Annotated in this window: 23 protein-coding genes and 2 pseudogenes; 9 read left to right on the plus strand and 16 right to left on the minus strand. The window is 34.5% G+C overall.

The window, feature by feature from the left end; all coding sequences use genetic code 11:
• A pseudogene (locus tag C568_RS34315) lies at positions 1–258 on the minus strand (BC_2427 family protein); the annotation flags it as partial.
• 423 nt (positions 259–681) lie between these two features.
• Here C568_RS34315 and C568_RS0116855 point away from each other — a divergent pair.
• Both C568_RS0116855 and C568_RS0116860 read left to right on the plus strand, forming a co-directional pair.
• Positions 682–1497, plus strand: a complete 816-nt coding sequence (locus C568_RS0116855) for a formate/nitrite transporter family protein (RefSeq protein ID WP_018765220.1) — start codon at positions 682–684, stop codon at positions 1495–1497.
• Positions 1498–1598: 101 nt separating this feature from the next.
• Positions 1599–1871, plus strand: coding sequence for an HU family DNA-binding protein (locus C568_RS0116860; protein WP_003199316.1), 273 nt, complete (start codon positions 1599–1601; stop codon positions 1869–1871).
• Positions 1872–2200: 329 nt separating this feature from the next.
• Here C568_RS0116860 and C568_RS0116865 read toward each other — a convergent pair whose 3' ends face one another.
• The 7 genes and pseudogenes from C568_RS0116865 to C568_RS35540 form a co-directional block, all read right to left on the minus strand.
• The gene (locus tag C568_RS0116865; RefSeq protein ID WP_003199315.1) at positions 2201–2506 is read right to left on the minus strand and encodes a metal-sensing transcriptional repressor; all 306 of its coding nucleotides are present in this window, start codon (positions 2504–2506) and stop codon (positions 2201–2203) included.
• A gap of 207 nt (positions 2507–2713) precedes the next feature.
• Positions 2714–3535 (minus strand): alpha/beta hydrolase, encoded by an 822-nt coding sequence (locus C568_RS0116870; protein WP_018765219.1) that lies wholly within the window; start codon positions 3533–3535, stop codon positions 2714–2716.
• Between the two features lie 25 nt (positions 3536–3560).
• Positions 3561–4379: an ABC transporter ATP-binding protein gene (locus tag C568_RS0116875; RefSeq protein WP_003199311.1), complete on the minus strand. Its 819-nt coding sequence runs from the start codon at positions 4377–4379 to the stop codon at positions 3561–3563.
• Positions 4380–4394: 15 nt separating this feature from the next.
• Positions 4395–5387 carry a FecCD family ABC transporter permease gene (locus C568_RS0116880; protein ID WP_006097303.1) on the minus strand — a complete coding sequence of 331 codons (993 nt, stop codon included), beginning with the start codon at positions 5385–5387 and terminating at the stop codon, positions 4395–4397.
• Positions 5388–5409: 22 nt separating this feature from the next.
• Positions 5410–6417 (minus strand): FecCD family ABC transporter permease, encoded by a 1008-nt coding sequence (locus tag C568_RS0116885; protein WP_018782209.1) that lies wholly within the window; start codon positions 6415–6417, stop codon positions 5410–5412.
• Positions 6418–6436: 19 nt separating this feature from the next.
• Positions 6437–7402 (minus strand): iron-hydroxamate ABC transporter substrate-binding protein, encoded by a 966-nt coding sequence (locus tag C568_RS0116890; protein ID WP_018782210.1) that lies wholly within the window; start codon positions 7400–7402, stop codon positions 6437–6439.
• Positions 7403–7745: 343 nt separating this feature from the next.
• A pseudogene (locus tag C568_RS35540) lies at positions 7746–7838 on the minus strand (exonuclease III); the annotation flags it as partial.
• 181 nt (positions 7839–8019) lie between these two features.
• Between C568_RS35540 and C568_RS0116900 the strand changes: the two are divergent.
• From C568_RS0116900 to C568_RS0116910, 3 genes are read left to right on the plus strand one after another with little or no spacing between them, the layout of a single operon-like run.
• Complete coding sequence (locus tag C568_RS0116900; protein WP_018782211.1) at positions 8020–8613, plus strand: bifunctional transcriptional activator/DNA repair enzyme AdaA; 594 nt, start codon at positions 8020–8022, stop codon at positions 8611–8613.
• A gap of 4 nt (positions 8614–8617) precedes the next feature.
• The gene (locus tag C568_RS0116905; protein WP_006097308.1) at positions 8618–9139 is read left to right on the plus strand and encodes a methylated-DNA--[protein]-cysteine S-methyltransferase; all 522 of its coding nucleotides are present in this window, start codon (positions 8618–8620) and stop codon (positions 9137–9139) included.
• A gap of 10 nt (positions 9140–9149) precedes the next feature.
• On the plus strand, positions 9150–10253 hold the full coding sequence (locus C568_RS0116910; protein ID WP_018782212.1) for a DNA-3-methyladenine glycosylase 2: 1104 nt from the start codon (positions 9150–9152) through the stop codon (positions 10251–10253).
• Between the two features lie 197 nt (positions 10254–10450).
• Here the strand turns inward: C568_RS0116910 and pepT are convergent, their stop codons facing one another.
• Positions 10451–11683, minus strand: a complete 1233-nt coding sequence (gene pepT / locus C568_RS0116915; RefSeq protein WP_018782213.1) for a peptidase T — start codon at positions 11681–11683, stop codon at positions 10451–10453.
• Between the two features lie 501 nt (positions 11684–12184).
• Here pepT and C568_RS0116920 point away from each other — a divergent pair.
• Complete coding sequence (locus C568_RS0116920; RefSeq protein WP_018782214.1) at positions 12185–12829, plus strand: YczE/YyaS/YitT family protein; 645 nt, start codon at positions 12185–12187, stop codon at positions 12827–12829.
• 129 nt (positions 12830–12958) lie between these two features.
• On the opposite strand, the gene C568_RS0116925 is transcribed toward C568_RS0116920, so the two are convergent.
• Positions 12959–13348, minus strand: coding sequence for a VOC family protein (locus C568_RS0116925; protein ID WP_003199373.1), 390 nt, complete (start codon positions 13346–13348; stop codon positions 12959–12961).
• 224 nt (positions 13349–13572) lie between these two features.
• On the opposite strand from C568_RS0116925, the gene C568_RS0116930 reads away from it, so the two are divergent.
• Positions 13573–14784: a DUF2515 domain-containing protein gene (locus C568_RS0116930; protein WP_196813662.1), complete on the plus strand. Its 1212-nt coding sequence runs from the start codon at positions 13573–13575 to the stop codon at positions 14782–14784.
• The gene (locus tag C568_RS35545; RefSeq protein ID WP_078211822.1) at positions 14723–15160 is read left to right on the plus strand and encodes a CBO0543 family protein; all 438 of its coding nucleotides are present in this window, start codon (positions 14723–14725) and stop codon (positions 15158–15160) included. Before C568_RS0116930 ends, C568_RS35545 begins: the two co-directional genes overlap by 62 nt.
• A gap of 76 nt (positions 15161–15236) precedes the next feature.
• On the opposite strand, the gene C568_RS0116940 is transcribed toward C568_RS35545, so the two are convergent.
• A complete protein-coding gene (locus C568_RS0116940; protein WP_003199369.1) occupies positions 15237–16025 on the minus strand; it encodes an HAD-IIB family hydrolase in 789 nt (262 codons plus the stop codon).
• A 73-nt stretch (positions 16026–16098) separates the two neighbouring features.
• On the opposite strand from C568_RS0116940, the gene C568_RS0116945 reads away from it, so the two are divergent.
• Positions 16099–16788, plus strand: coding sequence for a Crp/Fnr family transcriptional regulator (locus tag C568_RS0116945; protein ID WP_018782216.1), 690 nt, complete (start codon positions 16099–16101; stop codon positions 16786–16788).
• Positions 16789–16901: 113 nt separating this feature from the next.
• On the opposite strand, the gene C568_RS0116950 is transcribed toward C568_RS0116945, so the two are convergent.
• From C568_RS0116950 to C568_RS0116970, 5 genes are all read right to left on the minus strand, one after another.
• Positions 16902–17324 carry a YfmQ family protein gene (locus C568_RS0116950; RefSeq protein WP_018765206.1) on the minus strand — a complete coding sequence of 141 codons (423 nt, stop codon included), beginning with the start codon at positions 17322–17324 and terminating at the stop codon, positions 16902–16904.
• Between the two features lie 50 nt (positions 17325–17374).
• Positions 17375–18811 (minus strand): MocR-like pyridoxine biosynthesis transcription factor PdxR, encoded by a 1437-nt coding sequence (pdxR, locus tag C568_RS0116955; protein WP_018782217.1) that lies wholly within the window; start codon positions 18809–18811, stop codon positions 17375–17377.
• Between the two features lie 341 nt (positions 18812–19152).
• Positions 19153–19347 (minus strand): hypothetical protein, encoded by a 195-nt coding sequence (locus C568_RS0116960; protein ID WP_003199361.1) that lies wholly within the window; start codon positions 19345–19347, stop codon positions 19153–19155.
• Positions 19348–19737: 390 nt separating this feature from the next.
• Positions 19738–21129 (minus strand): amino acid permease, encoded by a 1392-nt coding sequence (locus C568_RS0116965; RefSeq protein ID WP_018782218.1) that lies wholly within the window; start codon positions 21127–21129, stop codon positions 19738–19740.
• 1096 nt (positions 21130–22225) lie between these two features.
• Positions 22226–24862 (minus strand): collagenase ColA, encoded by a 2637-nt coding sequence (locus tag C568_RS0116970; RefSeq protein ID WP_018782219.1) that lies wholly within the window; start codon positions 24860–24862, stop codon positions 22226–22228.
• Between the last annotated feature and the right edge of the window lie 39 nt (positions 24863–24901).

Consider the following 24901-nt stretch of genomic DNA (forward strand, 5'->3'; position numbering starts at 1 on the left):
AAATGAATTTTCTTCTATTCCAATCCATGAGGAGGAATTTTTTTTCACTCCACTCTCTGAAAATGAATTTTCTTCTATTCCAATCCATGAGGAGGCATTTTTTTCTACTCCACTCTCTGAAAATGAATTTTCTTTTATTCCAATCCATGAGGGGGCATTTTTTTCCACCTTCAGCTCAGTGCTTATTTTATGCTTAGAAAAAATTTTATCTATTGGTTTATTACCGATCGGTTTATTAGCGATCCACGGTTTATTCATCATCAATCACTTCCTAACTGATGAATTGAAACGTTAAAACTATATGTCTATCATTTTTCATAGAATATCCTAACTTCCATCCTCCTATTTTTACCACGAATTGACAAAATTATTCAAATTATGTAACATAATTTTGTCAACATGATATGCAATGTATATACTTTTTATTCATATTTCATTGTTGATGAAAAATTCTACAGAACAACTTTAAGTAATTTTTACTTTTAATTACCAAGATGAGCAGCATTTTTGGTGTTTTTTGTTTTCATTCTGAAAAAATCTCATCTTCATGTTCTGAGAAAAGAAAACGCTTAATCGAGGGACCTTACTCGTTCCCCCGAATTTATCAATTTAACCATTAATAAGACAGAAAAACTCATTAATGGAAATAGAGTCATTTATCAAAATATGGAGGGGTTATTCATGTCTGTCTATGCACCACAAGAAATTACTGAATTGGCCGCAAGTTCAGGTCAAAAAAAGGCACTTTTGCCGCTACTACCTATGTTAATTTTAGGTTTTTTTGGCGGGGCTTTCATAGCACTAGGTTATTTACTCGATATTCACGTCATTGGAACAATGCCAAAATCTTGGGGATCCTTTACTAGTTTTCTAGGAGCTGCTGTTTTCCCTATTGGCTTAATTCTAGTTATTCTTGCCGGTGGCGAACTAGTGACCGGTAATATGATGACCGTACCAATCGCTTGGTTTTCAAAAAAAATCTCTTTCTTTAAAGTATTAAAGAACTTAACAATTGTTACGATTAGCAATTTTATTGGCGCTGTATTTGTGGCCTATTTTTTCGGCCACATCGTCGGATTAACAGAAGGGCAATTTTTAGCCAAAACTGTATCTATCGCTCAAGCAAAACTACATGACACACCCATACAAGCATTTGTCTCTGCTATTGGATGTAACTGGCTTGTTTGCTTAGCAGTTTGGCTCAGTATGGGTAGCAAAGAATTCACTGGAAAAGTAATTGGCATTTGGTTCCCAGTTATGACCTTTGTTGCAATTGGCTTTCAACACGTTGTTGCCAATATGTTTGTTATTCCAGCCGCCATCTTTGCAGGGCATCTAACTTGGATGGAATACTTACCAAATTTCATTGTTGTCTTCTTTGGAAACTTAGTCGGCGGTATGCTATTTGTAGCGCTCCCTTACTTCTTGGCTTATAACAAACGAGAGCAGTCTAATAGCAAAACAACGGAATTAAAGAAAGAATCTATAACTGCTTAACAAAAAGAATTTAAGAGAAAACCTATAGTACACTTGTTCTCTTCTCTTTTATACGTTATAATAACAACTTAAATAGCATTATTTACATATGAGGTGAAGATATGAATAAAACAGAATTAATTAAAAATGTAGCACAAACAGCTGAAATTTCTCAAAAAGAAGCTACTGTAGTTGTACAATCTGTAGTAGAATCAATCACAAATACTTTAGCAGCTGGTGAAAAAGTACAACTTATCGGATTCGGTACATTTGAAGTTCGTGAAAGAGCTGCTCGTACAGGCCGTAACCCACAAACAGGTGAAGAAATGCAAATCGCAGCTTCAAAAGTACCTGCATTTAAAGCTGGTAAAGAACTAAAAGAAGCAGTAAAATAATGAAAAATAGCCTTCTCGCTTATGAGAAGGCTATTTTTTATGTTTAAAATGTTATATTCTTCGTTTATGCTCTCTAATTAATGAAATTAACTCCATTATAAAAAGACTCGTCAAACTTATAATCCTAATTGGATAATTACTAAAAGCCCTTCCTACCCCTTCATGTGAGCTAAATAACATTGGAACTACCCATTGATAAACAACATTTCCAGGTACATTTACTAAAATTAAATTTAGAAATAACACTGTGCATAAAAGTATCAACACAGATAAAAAACTTTTCCATGAAAAAATAAAAAACAAGCTAGATCCAATACTAGCTTGTTCTATCACGCTTTTGAGAATCGTTCAAACACTTTCATTAATTCTTCAATTGCTTCGTCTCCATTACCATCTTTAATAGCATTAGAAACACAATGATTTGTATGATTTTTAAGTATCCCCATACCAACCTTCTTCATTGCAGCATTAATAGCTGAAATCTGCACTAAAATATCAACACAATAGCGATCATTTTCAATCATATTCTGGATACCACGTACTTGCCCTTCAATTCTCTTTAACCTATTCATGATTTGTTCTTTTTCTTTATCCGATCTATGGGTAGTAACCTCTGTTTTTTCATTATGATCCATTTTATCACCTTCTTAAAGTTTATCCCCATCCATAGGGAACAATGCCCCCATGAGTATACCAATTATAGCATTAAACTTACATATGGTGATACCCTATATAAGAATCAAATAACAACCTATATCCTCTATTTATTCGTTACTTATATGACAAAACTCAACTACGAAAGCAATTCCCACACAAATTCACTACTACTAAAAAAACAACGATTAGAATAAATTGCTTACAAAGCGCAGTGCCTTACTTAAAACAGTTGGCACTACTGATGCATGATTCTCTCCCTCAGCTTCATAAAATGCAAATCGAAACTTATTATGTTGCAAGTTCATTAAACGCTCAGATAGTGCATTTGCATCTTGAACCATATGATCTCTTTCTAATGCTCCCACTGTCAGAAAGACTCCGACTTCAGAACTCGCTCTACTCAGTTCATTTATAAACGTTGCTTCCTTTTCAAGAACAGACTTATTATTCCACCAAATCGATGGGCTACTGATGAAATAATTTTGAAAGGCGTTTGTATTTGTAAACAATACATGTAAAGCGAATAATCCACCAAGCGAATGTCCAAATATTGTTTGTTTTTCTTTATCAATCTCAAAATTCTTTTCAATTTGCAGCTTCAATTCATCTTGAATAAATGCTAAAAACTCACTTGCTCCTCCTGACTTAGGCCATGGTTTTCCATCAGGTTTCGGCGGTGCATCCACCGAAGGCGAAGAAGGGGTAAAATCGTAGCACCTTTCAGAAGCCGCAAAAACTCCTTCGATTGGATAACCAACACCAACAATAATTGATGGCGCAACCCCTGTTTTTTCTACTCTTACCGATTGAATGTTCATAGCTTCTTGAAACGTTTGAAAAAATGCATTTCCATCTAATACATAAATCACGGGATATCCAGAGTCTGGAGCAGGTTGCTTTGGCTTCGAAATATAAATTTGATACTCACGATTCCCTAGTCTCGAATACATCTTCCATTGCTCTATATTCGAAATAGTAACATCCGTTTTTTCAATACTAGTATTCATGTAATTCTCCCCTCCTTTTATCATTTTAGCTAGTTACATATATTTCAGTATTTTCTTCTTGGAACACACTATCATAACCGAAACATACAGGAGCCCCATTATACGGGTCTATCATGACACGTGCATCAATATGAAATACATTTTTCAGCACTTCATTCGTAATAATTTCTATTGGGTTTCCTATTGTAACAATTTGCCCCTCCTTCATTGCAATAATTTCATCAGAAAATCTTGCTGCATGATTAATATCATGCAGTACCATAACTACCGTACAATTATGCTCCCTATTTAATCGTTCAACAATTTGCAATACTTCTAATTGATGAGACATATCAAGATATGTAGTCGGTTCATCTAATAATAGAACTTCCGTTTCTTGTGCTAATGCCATCGCTAACCATACTTTTTGTCTTTGTCCACCGGATAAATTTGCAATTTGGCGTTTGCGAAAAGCAGTCGTTTTTGTAATATCCATCGCCCATTCAATAATTTCTTTATCTTTAGATGATAATTTATTTACATTGTTTCGATGTGGATAGCGTCCATAAGAAATCAATTCTTCTACCTTAAGCTCTCCCGGAGCAATTGGGTTTTGCGGAAGTAATGCTAGCTGCTTCGCAATTTGTTTTGTAGGAATTGTATGTAAATCTTGTCCTTGTAAATATACCTTACCACTTTTTTGTTTTAAAATTCGGCCCATTGTTTTTAACAATGTAGATTTCCCGCATCCATTTGGTCCAATAATTGTCGTTACTTTTCCTTCTTGTATTTCTACATTTAAATCACGAAACACCGTAAATTTTTCATAACTCGTTTCTAAATTCTCAGCGCTTAGAACCTTCACTTTCTATCACTCCTCTTACGCCTTTGCTTTGTATAACAAATATAGGAAATATGGTACACCAACAATCGAAATTACAATCCCAACTGGTAATTCAGCTGGTACAAAAACAGTTTTTGCAATAAAGTCCGAAGCAATCACGAGTAACATTCCAATTGCACCGCATACAGGAATTACATGATTATGATGAATGCCGACCAGACGTTTCGCAATATGTGGTGCCATTAGACCAATAAATCCGATGCTCCCTGAAATAGAAACACATGCACTCACTAACCCAATACTACTTAATAATAAAATCGACTTTTCTCTTTCTACTGAAACTCCTAAACTTGTTATACTCGTCTCTTCCAATTGAAATAAGTCAAGTAAATACGCTTTTCTTTTGATAATTGGAATTAAGATAATGAGCCATGGCAACATAGCAATAATATACTTCCAGTTTGCATTATATATACTTCCCGAAACCCACACAGCAGCCATTTCAAAGTCAGTTGCTTTCATCTTCAATGATAAATACATAGAAAATGCTCCGAAGCCTGAACCTATCGCAATCCCCGTTAACAAAAGACGCTGTGAATCTAATTTTCCATTTCGCCAAGAAAACATATAAATTAATATAGCAGCACCTAGCCCGCCGACTAGACCAAACAACGGCATCATCATAATAGAAATCCAATCTGTGCTTTTCATTTGTCCTTGGAAGAAAAACATAAAGATCACAATTGCAGTACCCGCTCCCGCATTAATCCCTAAAATACCAGGATCAGCTAAACCATTTCTTGTAACCCCTTGAATAACAGCACCTGCAATCCCAAGACCTAATCCTACTAATCCTGCGATTACGATTCTCGGAAGCCTGAAATCAAATATAACTAAATCATGTTCAGGTACAGGATCAATTCGAAATAGCGTTCGAAATACATCTGTAATCGTAATATCAAACGTACCATTCGTTAAACTAATATAAATTGCACTCAAAATTAAAAGTATGATAATACTCATTGTCATTACATAACGCGACAGTGCATCTCTAAGCATGCTTCTCCCCTCCTCTTGTTCTAATTAAATAAAGGAAGAAAGGAATTCCAATTAACGAGGTAACGACCCCTATTGGCGTTTCAAATGGATAATTTACAAATCTACTTAACACATCACATAAAGCTAGAAAAATACCACCAATTACACCGGCACAAGGTACAATCCATTTATAATCTACCCCGATTAAAAAGCGAGTAATATGAGGAATAATGAGTCCTACAAAACCAATTTTCCCGACTAAAGCAACCGCAGTACCTGTTAAAAACACAACGGATAGAATTGCAGTAGCTTTTACAAGCTTTGTACGCTGTCCTAAATTAATAGAAACCTCTTCTCCTAACGAAAGAATCGTAATAGATTTTGAAATTAGAAGGGATAAAATAATGCCAACTATACCGAAAGGAATTGTTAACTTAAGTACATTCGGATCCACTTGATCTAATCTTGTGTTATACCAAAAACTAATATTTTGCGAAACTTGAAAATAGGAAGCAATAGCTGCAGAAATACTACTTAAAAACGTCCCTATAACAGTTCCTATAATCGCCAATCGAACTGGTGATAATCCATTCCGAAGCAGTGAACCAAAACCAAAAACAATTCCTGCCCCTAATGCCGAGCCAAGCATAGAACATAAAATCATATTTACTGAAGACATTCCTGGAAGAAATACCATACACATCGTAATCACAAAAGCTGAGCCATCCGTCACACCCATAATAGAAGGGGATGCAAGATAGTTTCTTGTCATCCCCTGCATAAGTGCTCCTGATATGGCTAGAAAAGCTCCAACTAAAAGAGCTGCAACTACCCTTGGTAAACGAGAAGTAATAATAATATTATGATTTACATTTCCTGAATCAAAATGAAACAGTGCATTCCAAGCTGTTTCAAAATCGATATTTTTTGCCCCATATAAAATAGATAGCATAACTGTAAATAAAATAAATATGGGCGCTAAGCATAAAATTATCATTGGTACTGCATTTATTTTCCGCATATCATTCAACGCACCTTACTTATTTAGATAAATTTTTCACTACTTCTTTTAAAAATGCTGTTTTACTCCAAGCAGTACCACCTTGCGCGATTGGATCAACAGTATTTACAAATACTTTTTTATCTTTTACGGCATTCATACTTTGCCAAATCGGATTACTTTCTAATTCTTCTAACACTTTTGGTTTATCATTTTCGCTTGCCTCATATTGCAAGAATACATAATCTGGATTGACTTCAGCCAGTTTTTCTAAAGAAATTTTTTCTTGTGCTTTTACAGCTTTAATTTGTTCTGGAACAGTTAATCCTAAATCTTTATAAATTACAGGATTGAAGTATACTCCTTCTGGATAAAGGTATAAGTTATTCGCTCTTAGTCTTATTACAAGCACCTTTTTATCTTTTAATTCATCTCCAATCTTTTCTTTTGCTTTTGCAGCATCAGCTTTATAATCTTTAATAATTTTTTCTGCTTTATCTTTTTTACCAGAAAGTTCTCCCATCAGCTTTAAATTATCTTCCCAATCTGTTGAAACATGTGATATTGGGAACGTTGGAGCTACCTTCGTAAACTTTTCACTGGCCTCTGGTGGGAATTTCGTACTAGATGTAATGACATCTGGTTTTAATTGAAGTAATGTTTCAAAATTCGGTTGCATTTTCTCTCCGATAGATTTTGCACCTTCTAAATCTTTCGCAACGTTCGCTGGTAATTTTCCACCTATAGTAATTGCTCCTACTGGTTTAATACCAAGTACCGCCGCATCCTCCATTGATTCTAAACTAGCAGTTACAATGTTCGTTACTTTCGCGGGTACTGTATATTCTTTTCCTAGATATGTAATCTTTCGTTTCTCATCTTTTTTCGTTTCAGTTGCTTTTGATTCTTGTTTTTGTTCTCCTGAACTTTTATCTGCACTGTTACATGCTGCAAGACCTACGCTTAATACTGTGACCATTCCTAGTGTAAATAATTTCTTATTCATGTCTATAAATACTCCTCTCCAAATTTGCAATCTTTAAATATAGTATTTTAGTGAAATACTCTTTCCATGTATCCCCTTACAATACATCTATTTAAAATTAAAACTCATTTATTTCACTTCCCCTAATAATAAATTATCTTTTTCCTATCTATTGATAATGATTATCGTTATTAAGTATATAGTTATAAATGAATTATTTCAAGAATGATTTGAAAAATTTTAACAAAACAAATAAAAAAACAGTATCTATCCTTCATCCAAGATAGATACTGCTTTTTTATTTTTTCTAAAATTCCATATGTAATTCAACAGGACAATGATCTGACCCCATTACTTCACGATTGATTTTCGCATCCGCTTCCTCTAAGTATTCTATAAAACCACCTTTTGCAATAACTGCTCGTAAACCATTTACATTCCACGAAATAAATTTCACTTTTTGTTCCCCCTCTTGATGTCATAGCATTAATACTCGCCTCATATTTTTATTTTCTGCTTACATGCTAACACAAAATAAAGAGACTATCATTTTTTCACCTTTGTAATCTTGCTCTTACATTCGTAAATGCGTACATGTGTACTTCGTTCAGGGTATACTAATTTCGGAGGTGATCCATATGCAAAATGAGAAATTACAATTAGAAACAAGTGTAAATAATTTGACGGATGAACATTGGCAAGCCATTATACACAACGATTCTTCTTATGATGACAAATTTTTTTACGCTGTAAAGACAACTGGTATTTTTTGCCGACCATCATGTAAATCTAGAACACCAAACAAAAATAATGTGCGAATTTTCCTCAATGCAAAACAAGCATTATCCGAAAGGTTTCGTCCGTGTAAACGTTGTAAGCCAAATGGAATCAAGTTACCTGATGAAGACTGGGTAACACAAATTACAGCGTATATCAATAAACATTATCGTGAAGCATTAACTCTCGAAATACTTGCAGATATGTGTCATGGCAGTCCTTATCATTTACAGCGTACTTTTAAGCGAATGAAAGGTATCACTCCACTAGAATATATACAACAAATAAGGGTTGCTAAAGCTATGCACTATCTTGCGGATACAAATCTAACAATTATGGAAATTGGTTTTACTGTGGGTATACCCAACACTGCACATTTTGCAACATTATTTAAAAAGAAAACGGGATATACCCCTACTGAATATCGAAAAATGAATCCTATAAACGAGGTATAATAACATGGAAGCTAAAACAAACCAAATTATATATTGGACGCTATTTGTTCATGAAAATTGGCATATGTATATTGCCGCAACATCAACAGGATTATGCTTTGTAGGATCTCAACATCAAGCTTTTGAAGAATTAGCCACTTGGACGAAAAAACGTTTTCCGAAACATACTTTCGTTCAAGAACCCTTAAAGCTAGAACCGTATGTTCAAGAACTAGTAGAGTATCTAAAAAAACAACGTGAAGTATTTACATGTCCTATTGACGTTCACGGAACGCCTTTCCAATTAACTGTTTGGAATACATTACGTGAAATTCCTTATGGAAAAACCTATTCCTACTCAGATATTGCACAGCTTATTCAAAAACCAAAATCAGCACGTGCTGTTGGTACCGCGATTGGAGCCAATCCTCTATTAATTACAATCCCTTGCCATCGTGTGATTGGGAAGAATGGGAAATTATCTGGTTTTAGAGGTGGTTTAGCAATGAAAAAAGAATTGTTAACATTAGAAAAAATATTACTGTAGGTGGTTGAAAATGAAGAATGTTACAATTCCTCTTGAATGGGATGCTCCTTATTTTATAGGTAACAAAACAACGAAAAACTACTGCTTCCCTTGGTGCGAACAAAAACAGTCTCCAAGAAACAATCGAAAATTTAAATCTAGAAAAGAAGCGGAACAAACTGGTTATCAGCCTTGTAAAAATTGTTGTCCTGAGCTTCCATATACAGCGTGGAAAGATGAAAATGACAGCATAACATTAATTGTTCCGAAAGAATTTAGCTTTAAACAAAATTCACACTATCTTTCACGTTCCAAAAATGAATGTATGTTTCACATTGAAAATAATAAAATTTATAGAGTCATTCCGATTGAGGGAGAAAACCCATTAATCGAGACAAGTGTAAATGATGAGGGGAACATCCATGTTCGCTTTTTAGGTGGTGAGACGCCACCTGAGAAATGGGTTCGCGCTACAGTAGCGAGATATGTAAGAGAATGGTTTGATTTAGATACGGATCTAACTCCATTTTACGATTTAGCAAAAGACGATGTACTTCTGTCTACACCAATCAACGAATATTACGGACTCCGTAATATGGGAATCCCTGATTTATTTGAGGCACTATGTTGGGGTATTCTTGGTCAACAAATTAATCTCACATTTGCATATACGTTAAAAAGACGATTTGTTGAATCCTTCGGCGAACATATCGAATGGAATGGACAGAAATATTGGATATTCCCATCACCAGAGGTCATCGCAAATCTAACAGTAAAAGATCTAACAGAATTAAAAATGACTACGAGGAAATGTGAATATCTTATTGGTGTCGCAAAACTCATTACACAAGGCAACTTAAGTAAAGAATCGTTCATAAAAAGCAACCTAAAAGATGCTGAGAAAACATTAACCGACATACGTGGTATTGGACCATGGACAGCAAATTATGTTTTAATGCGTTGTCTAAGATTCCCTTCCGCTTTTCCAATTGATGATGTTGGCCTACATAATGTGATCAAACTTTTAACAGGGTCAGATCATAAACCAACAAAAAAAGAAATAAGAGAGTATGCTTCAGCATGGAAGAATTGGGAATCCTATGCGACCTTTTATTTATGGCGAGTTCTGTATTAAATTCTTCAGCACAACAATAGATAGGTTCATTTCAATAAATAAAACCTATCTATTGTTCATATTATAAAGTGAAACCAGGAATTATATTCCCTACTGATATCTACTAACGTGAGAATGCCAAATGCAATTACAAGTAAGTATATCATTGAGCAATTAAAAAGAAATTCAGATAGTCTTTTTTCACTACCTGGATTTTTTTATGCCTGCTCTTCAAATAATCGTGCTATTTCTATAATAACCTGAACAGCTTTTTCCATATTATCTACAGAAACGTATTCAAATTTACCGTGATAGTTTTCCCCACCAGTAAAAATGTTTGGCGTCGGCAAGCCCATATATGATAATTGAGAGCCATCGGTCCCCCCGCGGATTGGTTGAATATTTGGTTCAATATCTAGAGTTTTCATCGCTTCATACGCAATATCAACAATTTCCCTGACCGGTTCAATTTTCTCAAGCATATTGTAATACTGATCATTCATCTCAAGAATGATATTTTCTTCACCATATTTTTCTTTCATCTGTTTCGTAATATTCGTGATTGTATTTTTACGAGTCTCGAAGTTATCACGATCAAAATCTCGAATAATGTAATGAACTTTACTTTGCTCAACATCACCATTTATAGAAATAAGATGATAGAAACCTTCATACCCCTCTGTATATTCAGGTGCCTCTTCTACTGGTAACTTCGCATGAAACTCCATCGCTAACTTACTTGCATTTAGCATTTTATTTTTTGCTGTTCCAGGATGCGTATTATTTCCTTTAAAAGTAAGTTTTGCACTTGCAGCATTGAAGCTCTCATACTCCAATCCTCCAAGCGGACCTCCGTCCATTGTATAAGCAAAAGATGCTCCAAAAGCTTTCACATCAAAGTGAGATGGTCCCCGACCGATTTCTTCATCAGGCGTAAATGCCACTCTAATCTTTCCATGTTTAATTTGTGGGTTATGTAATAAATAATTCATAGCCGTCATAATTTCTGTAAGGCCTGCTTTATCATCTGCACCAAGAAGTGTTGTTCCATCCGTCGTAATCAGGGTATGCCCTTTATATGATGGCAGTTCTGGAAACTGCTCTGGTGTTAAAACAACATTCAATTCCTGATTTAATGTAATTGCCTTCCCATCAAAATCCTCATGAATTTGCGGTTTCACATTCTTTCCTGTAAAATCAGTTGCTGTATCTAAATGAGCTAAAAAACCAATTACAGGAACATCCTTTTCCGTATTGGCAGGAAGCGTTGCCATGACATATCCATTTTCATCCATCGTTACTTCTGTCAAACCAATTTCCTTTAATTCTTCAACTAGTAATTTTCCAAACTCAATTTGCCCCGGTGTTGATGGTACTGTATGACTTTCTTCATTCGATTGTGTATCTACCTTCACATATCTTGTAAATCTTTCTATAAGCTCTTGTTTCAAATTATTTCACTCCTTTTTCATGAACCTCTCTTTATTATAATCCTCATGGTGAAATTTTTTAAAGTTTTTGACTGTAACCATGTCGTTTTTTCATTACTTTTAGTATTTCGCCCCCATTAAAAAGCGTATGTTCTCCCTTGTTTGAAGATATAAAAATATATACTTTCCTCTTAAAATAGTAACAGATCTTATATAGATTTTTTTACTGTAAGTACAAACCAATACATTATCCCTATTTATAAAATCAAAAATATTCATTTTACTAATGAATGATATTTACATAATATACAAACTAACAAATAGCTTGAAATAAGTATATTATCAATAGTACTCGTCTGTTCACTGATAACAACCCCTATATTAAAAGTAGTTTCACCTTTTGATTACTACACACACATAAAAACTAAAATTATTCATTTTCATTAAAAAGAATAAATATTTGTATAATTAAATTTCCACATGTAATATACGTAATTATATATAATATTAGGGGGATTAAAGATGGGACTCACACTCTTTCGGTATTTTCTTTTTTTCTTAGGGTTAACTTTCTTTGGACTCGGAAACGCCATTGCGGTAAAAGTTAAATTCCTTGGTCTGCATCCATGGGAAGTTCTGAATATGGCACTCTTTCAGCGATTCGGATGGACAATCGGCACATGGAGTGTTATATGCGGTTTATTTCTCGTTCTGGTTTCTTTAGTAGTAGATCCAAAATACATAAACGTAGGGACATTCTTAAATGCACTGCTAATCGGTCCTATTATGGATTTTTTCTTGAGATTGAATATCCTTCCTCATGCTACTCAGTATTTATGGATAAATCTTCTTATTTTACTTGCTGGAATCATAATTACAGGCATTGGAGGTGGCATGTATGTCGCCGCCGGAATTGGTGCAGGACCGCGGGATGGATTTATGCTTGCCATTTCGGATAAAACTGGATTATCTGTAAGTCGTGCTAGAATCATTGTGGAGAGTATTGTGCTTGTAATTGGATCCATTCTAGGAGGTCCCGTTTTCATCGTAACATTCTTATACACTTTTATCCAAAGTCCAATATTCCAGCAATCATTTAAAGCATTTCAAATGTTTTTAAATACTTTAGAGAGGAAAAAGAAAGACCACATTAGTGCGAATTTATAAATATATAAAACTTAACAAAAATATAAGAGTCTATTTTGAAGACAGTATCATCAAAATAGACTCTTTTTATATTTAAATTTTTAACGGGAAACTAGAACAAACGACCTCTTTTTTATAAATATACTACTTTTATTTCTCTATATGCATGAGTACAATTCTCCACCCGTCAGGATCTTCTATTGTAATACCTTTTTCTTTCCAGTATGGATTTTCTGGTTCAACTTCATCATAACCCATTGCATGTAACCTGTTAGTTACTTTTTCAATCTCAGCTTTATGAGTCATATAAAACACCAGTAAGTTATCTTTTGTTGGAGCTGGACATGGACTGCCGTTGATATGCCTTGTAAACTCTAAATGATATTCTACATCAGGTAATCCAAACATAACTCCATCATACCCTTCATGATTATGAAACTCCCCTATCCGTTTTAAGCATAATCCTTCTTCATAAAATGCGATAACTTCTTCAAATTTAGCTGTCGGGCGTGCAATTCTAATTTGAACCCAATTCTTCATGCTTTTCTCTCCTTATATTTTTTATGCTCCTATCTGTTAATATAATCGAGTTCCACGTTTATTGAATCCCTCATTCGTATGAAGATGAAATAGTACAAAAGACTTATCGTGCTTATGGTAAAAAATATTACACTGTTTATGTCCCCAAAAAACAGTCCACATTTATTCAGAATATATGTAATAAAATGATGGTAACCGTTCTATTAAACTATTTGTTGAAATTCATGTTAACAGGAGGAAATAAAATGTATGAAAACAATCGAAAAAGAAAATGGAACGGGTCTTCCAAAGCGATCCCGCTTTCTCTTTTAGATGTAAAAAATGAACTAAAGAAAAAAAGCAAAAGTAGTACCGCTTCCTTTAAAAAGGCTGCATTAACAATAGAAGAGAAAATGCTTATTTATAACATTACAGAACAAACAAAACAACTGAACAAAAATAACGTGACGAGAACACGTGCTTATTATCAGTTTTACCTTCAGCATCCTGAAATACACTGGGCTCTACTTGGACATATGGTATCACGTAATGGCGGTTGGAATATGACAGATTTAAAAGGGGATTTATATACAAGATTGTTATCAGAAAAAGACCAACTTACCTACTACTCTTTTTTAGAACGGGGAAACTGGTTAATCTTCCAAGATGTGTATCCACAATTTTTACTATATAAACAAAGCCTTAAAAGATCTAAAACTCTCTTTTACCTCCTACCCCATCTCAATGTCTCAACGTTTATGGAAACGATGTGGAACCATTTTTGGAAAACGGGCAATCACTATACATTAGCTATAGCAACGATTATTAATGAACAAAGCTATTTAGAAAAAAGAGTCATTCAAAATGATCACTTTAAAAAGACCGTACTAAATAGTATTGGATTTAAGCTCTTTGACTTCTTCCGTTTTAATCATATCCTTTTTCCATACTATGAGGATGAGACCAAACAAAAAACATTGTTATTTGGTGATACAATGAAACACTTTATCTCCTTACATGAACGAATTCTACTAGGCAAACGATTATACTCTTTATTGTTTCGCAACGAACATACGTTATCCAAAGTAATAAATTGGGCTCACGATCATTCGCATACTGCTTCACGGAAAGACTACTGGCCTCATTTGTTTTCTGATGTAAATGAGTCATTTTCTCGTGAATTTTATAAACGTAGAATAAAAAAATGTCACCTCAGAAAAGATGCAAATCGTTTATACAGCCCTCAATTAATATACGCATGGAAAGATTTGAAACATGAAGAGGCAGAAAAAGGAGACTGGTTTGAAGACTGGCGTATCGTAGACTATTTCATTGATAAAGGAGAAAATACAAATGGGAAGATTGAGGATGACTATTGTAAAACGATGGAAAAAATTGAACTTGCAATTCTTACGAAAAAAAATATCCTTCTCAGAGAAGAAGAAACAGAAGAGTAATCACCTAGCATTTATAGTCGCCATCATTTTCTCCTGTTTCATTGGAACATATTTAGACTATCTATTTGTTAGTAAACAAATGTATGCTTTTCCAGTCAGACCATTTCCAAATATGTTTTCGGTCAATATCGCTTTTACATTATTTATATTGCCAACCTTTACTGCTTTCTTTTTACATATTGCCAAAGCTTTATCTACATTCTCAAGAATTCTATTTATTATGCTAATCGGCATTTGTGCAAGTATATCCGAACAATTTGCTGAAAGCTTAGGATTGTTTACTCACAATGAAAACTGGCATCATTATTATTCTTTCTTTGGATATATGATTTTCATGTTTTTTATGTGGAAGATTTATCGGTGGCTACAATACTAAGTAGTAGTTGTAGATTAATAAAAACAAAGTTACTATATAAAGAAAAAGCAAATTAGAAACCAACTTCTAATTTGCTTTAAAGGTTCCTCATTAAGTCCCATATATTCCTAGATTCTATGTCTGATAACTTAATAATTTTTTCAATAATACATTGCTCATTACTCTGTAGGCTCATAGATGCAACGGAGCGCAACATTTTATGATCACCAATACAAACTCCCTCTTTCGCATGCAAAAACATTGGTACATCATTTGCATCGTTACCGAAAGCGATGAATGATCCTTCTTCTACTCCTAACTTTTGTAATCCTTTCCATTTATCAATCCCTAATGGACTTATATCAATTATGTCCTCTTGATGATGTGCATACATTTGCACAGGTAGTTCATTTAACACTTCCACTAATTTTTCTTCATTCCCATCAGGGAACAACACAACTTTCACCATTTCATCGATGCAATCAATCGATACATTAGTAGCTAATTTATCAGGATCTATGTTGCGATAAATTGGATGATTTTCACTTCCAGTATAAGCATAATCCCATTGACTATCGATCAAATAAGCAAGGTGATGCTCCTCTATTAATGAACGAATAGACTTCATTGTTGATTTATCAAATGGTGTAACCTCAATGACTTTTCCTTCTTTTACAACAAATGCCCCATTTCCACCAATCATTGAATAGTGATGCATATGCCTTGGTATTACAGGTAATAAATCTCTTATTGGTCTAGCAGATGCAAATATGATTTCATGTCCTCTAGCATGACAAGTATCTAATGCTTGAATTATACCTTCCGTTAATGGGTTTCCTTTAAAACAAATTGTACCATCAATATCAAAAATAAATTTCATATACATCACTCCTTTCTTTTTAATGTAAAAAAATTCTTTTATAATGAACAGGACAAATGTCCGAAAAAGGAGGAAAATCATGAAAAAAATTGAAGACGACTTGCTACTATCAACTTACTTAGCAAATGAACATATACAGAAACTTTTTACACATCTTCATCACCCATTTCAAATTCGACGATATGATGTAAAAGAGATTGTGTTACACGAAGGAGAAGCTATTGACGGTCTATACATTCAAATATCTGGACGTACAAAAATTACGACGAGTGTAATTACAGGAAAAGCATTATTACTTCGATTTTGTTCTGCCGTTTCCATTATGGGTGATATTGAACTCATTCAAAATGTAAATATACAATCGCATGTAAGCGCTGAAGAAAAAACCGATTTTATTTTTATCAATAAACACTATGTTAATAATGTACTTTTACATGACATTGCTTTTTCACAAGAACTTTTACACCATGTGACTTACAAACTACAAACATGTACGACTGCCTCACGTATTAATTTGTTAGCTTCAGTGGAAACACGATTTGCAAGTTACTTATGCACAATACGAAATACCTCTAAACTATTCGGGAGAGAAATCCGTACAACAGATCATCACGAGATCGCTTCACTTATCGGTACTACAACTCGACATCTAAATCGCATTATCGAAAAATTAAGTATAACGAATGTCATTCGCAAAGAAAACAAACAAATTATCGTAAAAGATTGGGAATCTATTGAACGTATTTCTAATGGTTTAAGATACAAATAATATCGTTATACTAAATATTGTCGCATTCCAAAAAGGAGCAACTCATTCCAATTGCTCCTTCTCTTTATGATTTGTCTTTGTAATGGGTTTTAGACCGTCCCTTTAAAAATCTGTTAAACTACCTCTCCCATTACTAACATAGAATGGTTTTGAAGGCTTTTGGAACGCAGACTATACGCGACTACTTTCCTCTTGTACTGTTTGACTACATCAACATGATCGTTATAACTATAAACCCAAAACCTAACATCGTTTTTTCCTCTCTTCGTATCAATGATCAATGGAGTCTCACTGCCCTCTGGTGGAAAATAATATTTCTCTAAAAATATTGCTTCGTTAAAGTAATCAATAATTTGAAGTTTATCTTCATCTGCTAATCGGTTTCCATCAATTGTTACAGTAACAGCCTCACCATTAAGTTGTGGATGCAATTCAAATCTACTGACAAAAGACTCCACAACAGAGGTTGGAAGACTGGACACTACTATTTTAAGACCACCGAAAAGAACTAACATAACTATAAACCAGGTCGTCATATTTTATCATCTCCACTACATTCTAAATTCTTATTATTACATGATTCCTATTATCGTCGAATACTATTTAGAGTCTCTACAAATCTTTTAATCCCTACATGAATAAGATCTGTGTTCGCTCTTCCAAAAGTAAAACGTACATATTCTTTTTTCGAACCTAATACACTCCCTGGAACAAAAGCTACACCATTTTGTATCGCTCTTCCTAATAAATGATATTCATCAATTGAACCCTGCACTTGACACCACAAATGGATACCGCCTTCTGGAACATGAAATTCAACCTGATTCCCTAAAAGTTCCCCAAGACTTGTGATTAATTGATCCTTTCTCTGTTTCAGTTGTTTACGAAGCATAGAAATATGCGCATGAAAATTTTCTGATTCTAAGAATTGATTCGCTATCCATTGAGGAAAGACACTATGTCCAAAATCTACTTGCTGCTTTGCATCTGCTAAACGCTCAATGACCTGAGGTGGACCAATCACCCACCCAATTCGCAATCCAGATGCTACGATTTTCGATAATGAACTAATATATAGAACATTTCCATTCGTATCCATAGACTTTAAGGTTGGATTTACTTCTCCATTGAAAGAAGTTAAGCTATAAGGATCATCTTCCACAATTGGTATACCAAATTCAGATGACAATCCCAAAATCTTTTTGCGACGAGACAATGAAAGGACCGTTCCGGTTGGATTTTGATAATCCGGATTTAGAAATACCATGCGAATTCGGTGCTTTCTGTGTAAATCTATCAAATCATCCGGATTCATGCCATGTTGATCCACAGGTAAATGGTATATTTTTAACCCGGCAGATTTAAACATCGGAAGCGAAAAACAATACGATGGATCCTCAATAGCAATGGCATCTCCTGGCTTAAGCAAGCACTGCACAATAAGATTAAGTGCCTGCTGCGCCCCTGATGTAATTAAAATAGAGCGTGGATCAACATCGATATTTTTATATTTATCTACATGTGAAGAAATCGTTTCCCTTAACTTTTCATTTCCTTGTGGATGATCATATCCTAGATTCTCCATAAATATTTGTTCTGAGAGAATCCTGCGAAACTGGTCAGCAGGAAACAAATCCCGTGACAACTCACCACTTGCTAAATTAATCAAATCATCCTTCTGCGTTTCTGTTCGAATTTGTTGAACTAGCGGTAGATTCGGGAGGAATGAACCATCTTCTACATATCTCCCCCAATTTGGCGTACGTTTACGCGATATCCCCCATATATCTGTGTTTACACGCGTTCCACTTCCTTTTATTCTCTCTACTACCCCAAGTGATTTCAGTTCCTCATATGCCGCTACTACCGTACTGCGGTTCACTTGCAACTCTTTTGCTAAAGTACGTTCCGAAGGTAACATACTATCTGAAGAAAATTCTCCTGAAGAAATCCCCTGTTCTATATAGTCAGCAATTTGTTTGTAGACTGGCGTTTTATCTGCACGATTGGGTCTCCATTCCATCTAATTCCCTCCCCCTTATCAGCAGACTTTTTATTGATTAAAATAAAATTAAGGTGTTAACCTCTGTTTGTTATATACTAAGTATTTCGCTGTTTGAATTTAGCATAGTTTGCCCTATTCATTCCCAACTATGAAGATATTCACTCATTCTACAATGTGAATAGTAGTAACTAAATAGATATACGAATTGAATTCCCACTCCTATTGTACATTCACATATTTGAGGAATGGAGCTTCTTTACATTAAAAGGTGATGTCTCTATATCCTTATAAAAAAGAATAGTGTTAAAAAATAAACATTCCATTTCATTTAGGCCACCTACTTATCTAAAGTACAAAGACTACAAGACAGCAACCGCATACCACGTAACTCCTATAAGAAGACTTAATAAAAGGACGATATAAATAACAGACAAGTTCGTCACATTCTGCTTCGTAGACTGACCGTAATTTCCCTCCGTGTTTCTTGCAACTAACATCGTTCCCAAAAGTGATACAATTACAATAATAATAACTAATGAAATTGCAAATTTCATTGACTTTCTCCTCTCTAAAACCAGTCTATTTGAACAGAAAATCTAATCGTTCGACTTAAAAACTTTATACTTTTTGGATGAGAGCATAATCAAGATACTTAAAGCATACTACCCTTCTCTTTTATAATAAGGGATATTTATTTCAAAAGGACCATCCACTTTCACAACTTTTTACTCATCCACTTTATGAGTGAAAAATAGTGTTTCTAAGTTATTGCTACCACTAAAAAAATAAAAAGAACAATACAAAAAAGCAAACAACCTACTGAGTCTTTCTCATCGGTTGTTTGCTTTTTATTAGCACTATGAAACATTCGGTTGTCTTGATACCTCATCAAAAATTCTTCGTATTATTGTCCAATTAGAAAAACGTTAACCAAACAAAGTAAATTATCGGTTAGCCACTTCATTTTCTGTTTGAACCTCTACTGGAACACGCTTACCTATTCCAAAAGCATAAAAGCTAATGACAACGATAGCCAGGAAAATAACGCCTACAATAAGTGAGATTCGTGTGTCTTCGTTGAACCACATACCGATTAGTACCATGATTAAAAAGGCAATCGTTACATAGTTTGTAACAGGCGCAAATGGCATTTTGAACGGATGATTGTCCATTTCAGCTCCTTTTGCTTTTCTGAATCGAATTTGACTAATCAGAATGACAAACCACGGAATCATACCAGGAAGTACACTTGCACTGTATACATACACGAATAAGTTTTTTGGTGCAATATAACTTAAAATAACGCCAATCGCTAAGCCAATTAACACGCCAATCGTACCAAATAAAGGCACACCATTACGGGAGACTTTTGCAAAGTATTTTGGTGCTTGTCCATTCATTCCTAGTGTATAAAGCATACGTCCTGCACTGTAAATACCACTGTTACAGCCAGACATTGCAGCTGTGATTACGACAAAGTTAATCAGTCCAGCAGCTGCTGTAATCCCAACTTTCGCAAAAGTTGCCACAAACGGGCTACCAATTGAGCTTAGTTGATCCCAAGGGTAAACAGTTACAATAACAAAAATTGCCCCAATATAGAAAATTAAAATACGCCAAATCGTACTTTGAATCGCTTTAGTTAACGTTTTTCTCGGATCTTTTGCTTCGCCAGCTGTAATCCCAATTAATTCGACACCTTGATAAGCCCCAACAACTAGTGATAGAGCAAAGAAGAACCCTGACCAGCCACCTGTAAAGAAGCCGCCATTTTCCCAAAGATTAGATAAACCGATTGCATTCCCTCCGTTACCAAATCCGAAGAAAATAAGTCCAACCCCCGCAATAATCATTAACACAATGGTAACGATTTTAATCATCGCAAACCAAAATTCAAATTCACCAAATGATTTAACAGAAATTAAATTCGCCGCACCAAGAATCACCATTGTGATGATACCTGGCACCCAAGCAGGCAGATCCGGGAACCAGTACTGCATGTATGCCCCAACCGCTATAATTTCTGACATTCCAACAATCACCCACTGGAACCAGTTACTCCATGCCGTCATATACCCTGCTAATGGGTGTATATACTTATGGCCAAATGTCGCAAATGAACCTGTACCTGGCTCTACATACAACATTTCTCCCATCGCACGCATAATGAAAAATATAAAAATTCCTGCGATTGCATAAGCAAGCATTACCGACGGACCTGTCCATTTAATCGTACTTGCTGAACCCATAAATAAACCAACACCAATTGTACCGCCTAAAGCAATCATTTGAATATGACGCGCTTCTAAACCCCTCTTTAGTTCTTTGTTTTCCACTTTATTTCCCCCTCTTGCGCTATTAAATCCCAAGCTGAACACTATACTACAATTTCTATTAGGTATCCAAATGATGAAGCAAGCGTCACTTTTTTCTCTCTTTTAAAAGCTGCCCTAAAATCATTTTCCATTTCCTATTAACCATTCGCAATAGTCGGAAAATTCACCCTATCTTCCCTTCGTCATAAAATTACAAAATTACTTATTTTATAATAATTTATCTGTCTGAAAAATACAATTATTTTTTCAGAAAATTATTATATATAAATTAATTAGAAAATAATAACTAGATTAGAAATAAACACCATTACCCGATTATTATAAAAACACTTCATCATCGTAGCAAATCTAGGTGAGTAGTTACCCATAATCGAGCTTAAGAGTAAATAGCGAACTCTAATTTCTATCTTGTAGCATAATCAGCATGAAATGAAACCTTATAAAAAAGTGTTTCGCCTTTTAATCGTAGAGTTACAAGGAAAACATAATAGAGTGAAACTTTAATCGTTGAGAGTTTTCTCCCTCATGAATCAGGCTTTTACGAGCAGTTGATTCCTAATTTAACTTCTTTGTCGTAAGAAGTGAGTCTTACTGTCCGTAAATAGCGTGATTAAAAATGTATTGACAAAATAGCATGTATTTTTTTATAATCCGTTATAATAACTTAAACAACTGTAATTTGCCATGATTTTATTTGCGATGAAGAGGAGAGTAGATGGTTAGGAGTGTATCAGAGAGCTCCCCAAAGTCTGAAAGGATGGTAACGATTGAATCATTGAAGGTGGCCTCGGAGCTTTACTTGTGAAATAGATATTTAATGTCTAAATTAGTAAGTAACAGTTGGTCCCGTTAGTATAATTAAAAAAACGAAATCCCTTCTTAAGATAAGGAATTTCATTTTTTTTATAAACAGTTTAACTTTTTTCAAAACAGTGTGACTTCCTTACAAACGTCGCGACTTTGTTTTAAAGATCATGACTTTATTTTAAATCCACAAAAGGCTAATAACATATCATTTCCAAGTACTGTGTTATGAAAAAATTAGCAGCAGGTGGTTATATAATTAACAAGAGGCTTTCGAAACAGCCCCTTTCTATTATTTTACTTCTATTGTATACTTCCCTGTTCCACTGCCATATTTATATACACTTAAATAATATTTCCCCGGATTCGCATAATAGCTTCCCAGCAATTTATTTCCTTCGTACTTTGTTGCATAAGTAACATAGTTATTCAAATCTGACTCGTGATATAATACCCAATTCAATCCAAGATTTTGCTCATTCGTAACGGTAATCTGTAAATCCTTCGCTTCCCTTATATCAATTACAAAGCGATCAACTTGATCTTGATTATTTAGGCTACCTCGTAATAACGTGTTCAGAGATAGAGGGTTAGCTGTATCGAATGAATTATTTGGTTCTTTTTCTACACTAGTATCCTCCTCAGTGTTCACTCCGTTAAACACAATATCATATTCAAATTGCCCAGCTGCATTGACACGGTAATTTACGAAATAAGCAGTTAATGTTTTATATCCGCTCCACTCTTTTTGCGAAAGATGTTTAAGCATCTCATTCGTTGCTTGATTCATCGCTTTCCAGTCTTCATTTTCTCCTTTTGACGTACTTCCTGTATATGTTCCTTGTAGTGTAAATGTATTAAAGAATTGTGATTTATTCTTTGTTACCTTCACATTTTTTAACTTTGCTTCATTTGTGATATCCGCCGCAACATCCGAAAGCGCTTTCAGTTTATGCCCTGCTAAATAATCATCTGATACTTGCGGAATTGTATACTTATCACGATTATTAATAAGCATTTGCATATAAGATTGGTAATCTTCATTTAATTTATTGTCTTTACTTAATGCAGAGCGATACGCATCGTAACCTGGGACATCATTTGCACGAATTAAATCATGTACTTTATCGAACATATCAGGACGGTTATTATACATATAAGATTGCAATGCAAACGAATAGTTATAAAAATCCCACGCTCCATATTTTGCATTTAATGTTTGCTCAGCTGTGTATCGCTTAGCTGGATTATTGGATAATCCACCAATTATACTTTTTCGCGGTACAACACTATCTACTCGAGTTGAACCTGCAAAGAATTCCGCATTTCCTTCTTCAAACCAAGTCAAGCGTTCATTTTGATATAGTTCTCCTTGTCCCCATAACCCAGGCACTTCATATCTTCCTTGCAAATAGTGTGTAAATTCATGACGGAACAATTCTTCTAAACTATAAATACTCTGCTGCGGTGTACGTTCATATGTAAAGAAAGTTCCGATTCCTTCAATGTAAATTCCACCATTATTTGTTTCATAGCCGTACAATTGACGATTAAATTGATATTCATCCGGACTATTGTAAATCACCATTGTTAACACATCATCAGCATGTCCACTTTCAAGTGGCTTATCACTACCAACTGTACGATAAAATTGTGCTTTCACTTCTTTTGCTGCCCAATACAAACGTTTAATTTTCTCTTCAGTAACCTTATCTCCCGCTTTAAAGACAATTGTCCCGTCATCAAATGTATACGTTTTCGGCAAATATTTTTGCTTGCCATCTTCTCTAATTTTATCTAAATTTATTGTCTTTCCGTTTGCATCTACTCCGCCATAATTTGTAGTGATTTGTTCTGCCGCAACAAAATATTGCTGTCCTAAATATGGATAAATACGCATCGCTTCTGTAACAACTTGCTGTCCTTTTGTTGGTGTACTATGAAACTTGCCAAATCGGCTAGCATAGTAAATGCCATTATTAATTAACCATCCATTTTTATCCGTTACCGTACCAATTAGTGCAAAACGACTTACTTCATTAATAAAGCTATCGATGTTCTTATACCACATCGTATCTTTTGGTTCTTTGTCCGTAGTATACATATACGACTGAACATCATAATCAATTTCTTTCATCAAGTTATATATAGCATCACCTTTTGTCCGATCTTCAATAAACGTAGAAAGATTATCATTATATTGTTTAAGAATTCCAGCAGCATATTGAATTATTTCAACATCAGCCGACGCGCCTCCAATTAACATTCCATACGACGAAATTACTTTATTTTGTTCTGATGTACCAAGTTTAAAATTCGGGTTCTTCGCAATTGTTTTTAACGCTGGTAAACATTTGTCATGATAGCTACGCTCACTTAGTTTACTTAATTCTTGATGATAAAAGCCTAAATAAAAACCCGAGCGTATAACTTCTACTAATGTCTCAACTCCTTTTGAATCATCTTTCGTATACGTTTGACCTTGTTCTGCTAGTTTATCAATGAGTGCTTGCATACGGCTATCATCTTGATAGAATTTCAAACTATCATTATTAAACTGAAATAATTCCGGAATTTGATTCCATTTAATTGTCACAAGAAGATCGGCTAATTGTTTGTTGCTTAATTGATTCAATTCAGCCATCGAATATTTTCTTTCTTCAACTAGCTGTTTAGTATTCTCTTTTGGCATTGGTGGACGCTGCGATAGGTCTGCTAACTTTAACCGTTTTGTAAATGAAGTACTTTCTTGTATGTTCGAAGAGTGTGCCAACTCATCAGGAGATTGCCTTGACCCTATCGGCTCCATTTGTAATGTATTCTTCGTATATTTTTCTTTTGTCTCTGCTTGAACTTGCAATCCATTACATGATATAGTAACAAGTCCAACGCCCAGCATCAATTTATAAAATTTCGAGTATTTCACCATGCTGTTGCCCCCTTTTTAATAGATAGAAAATTCGGACTT

This window comes from Bacillus sp. 95MFCvi2.1 (assembly GCF_000374965.1).
Taxonomy (GTDB): Bacteria; Bacillota; Bacilli; order Bacillales; family Bacillaceae_G; genus Bacillus_A; species Bacillus_A pseudomycoides.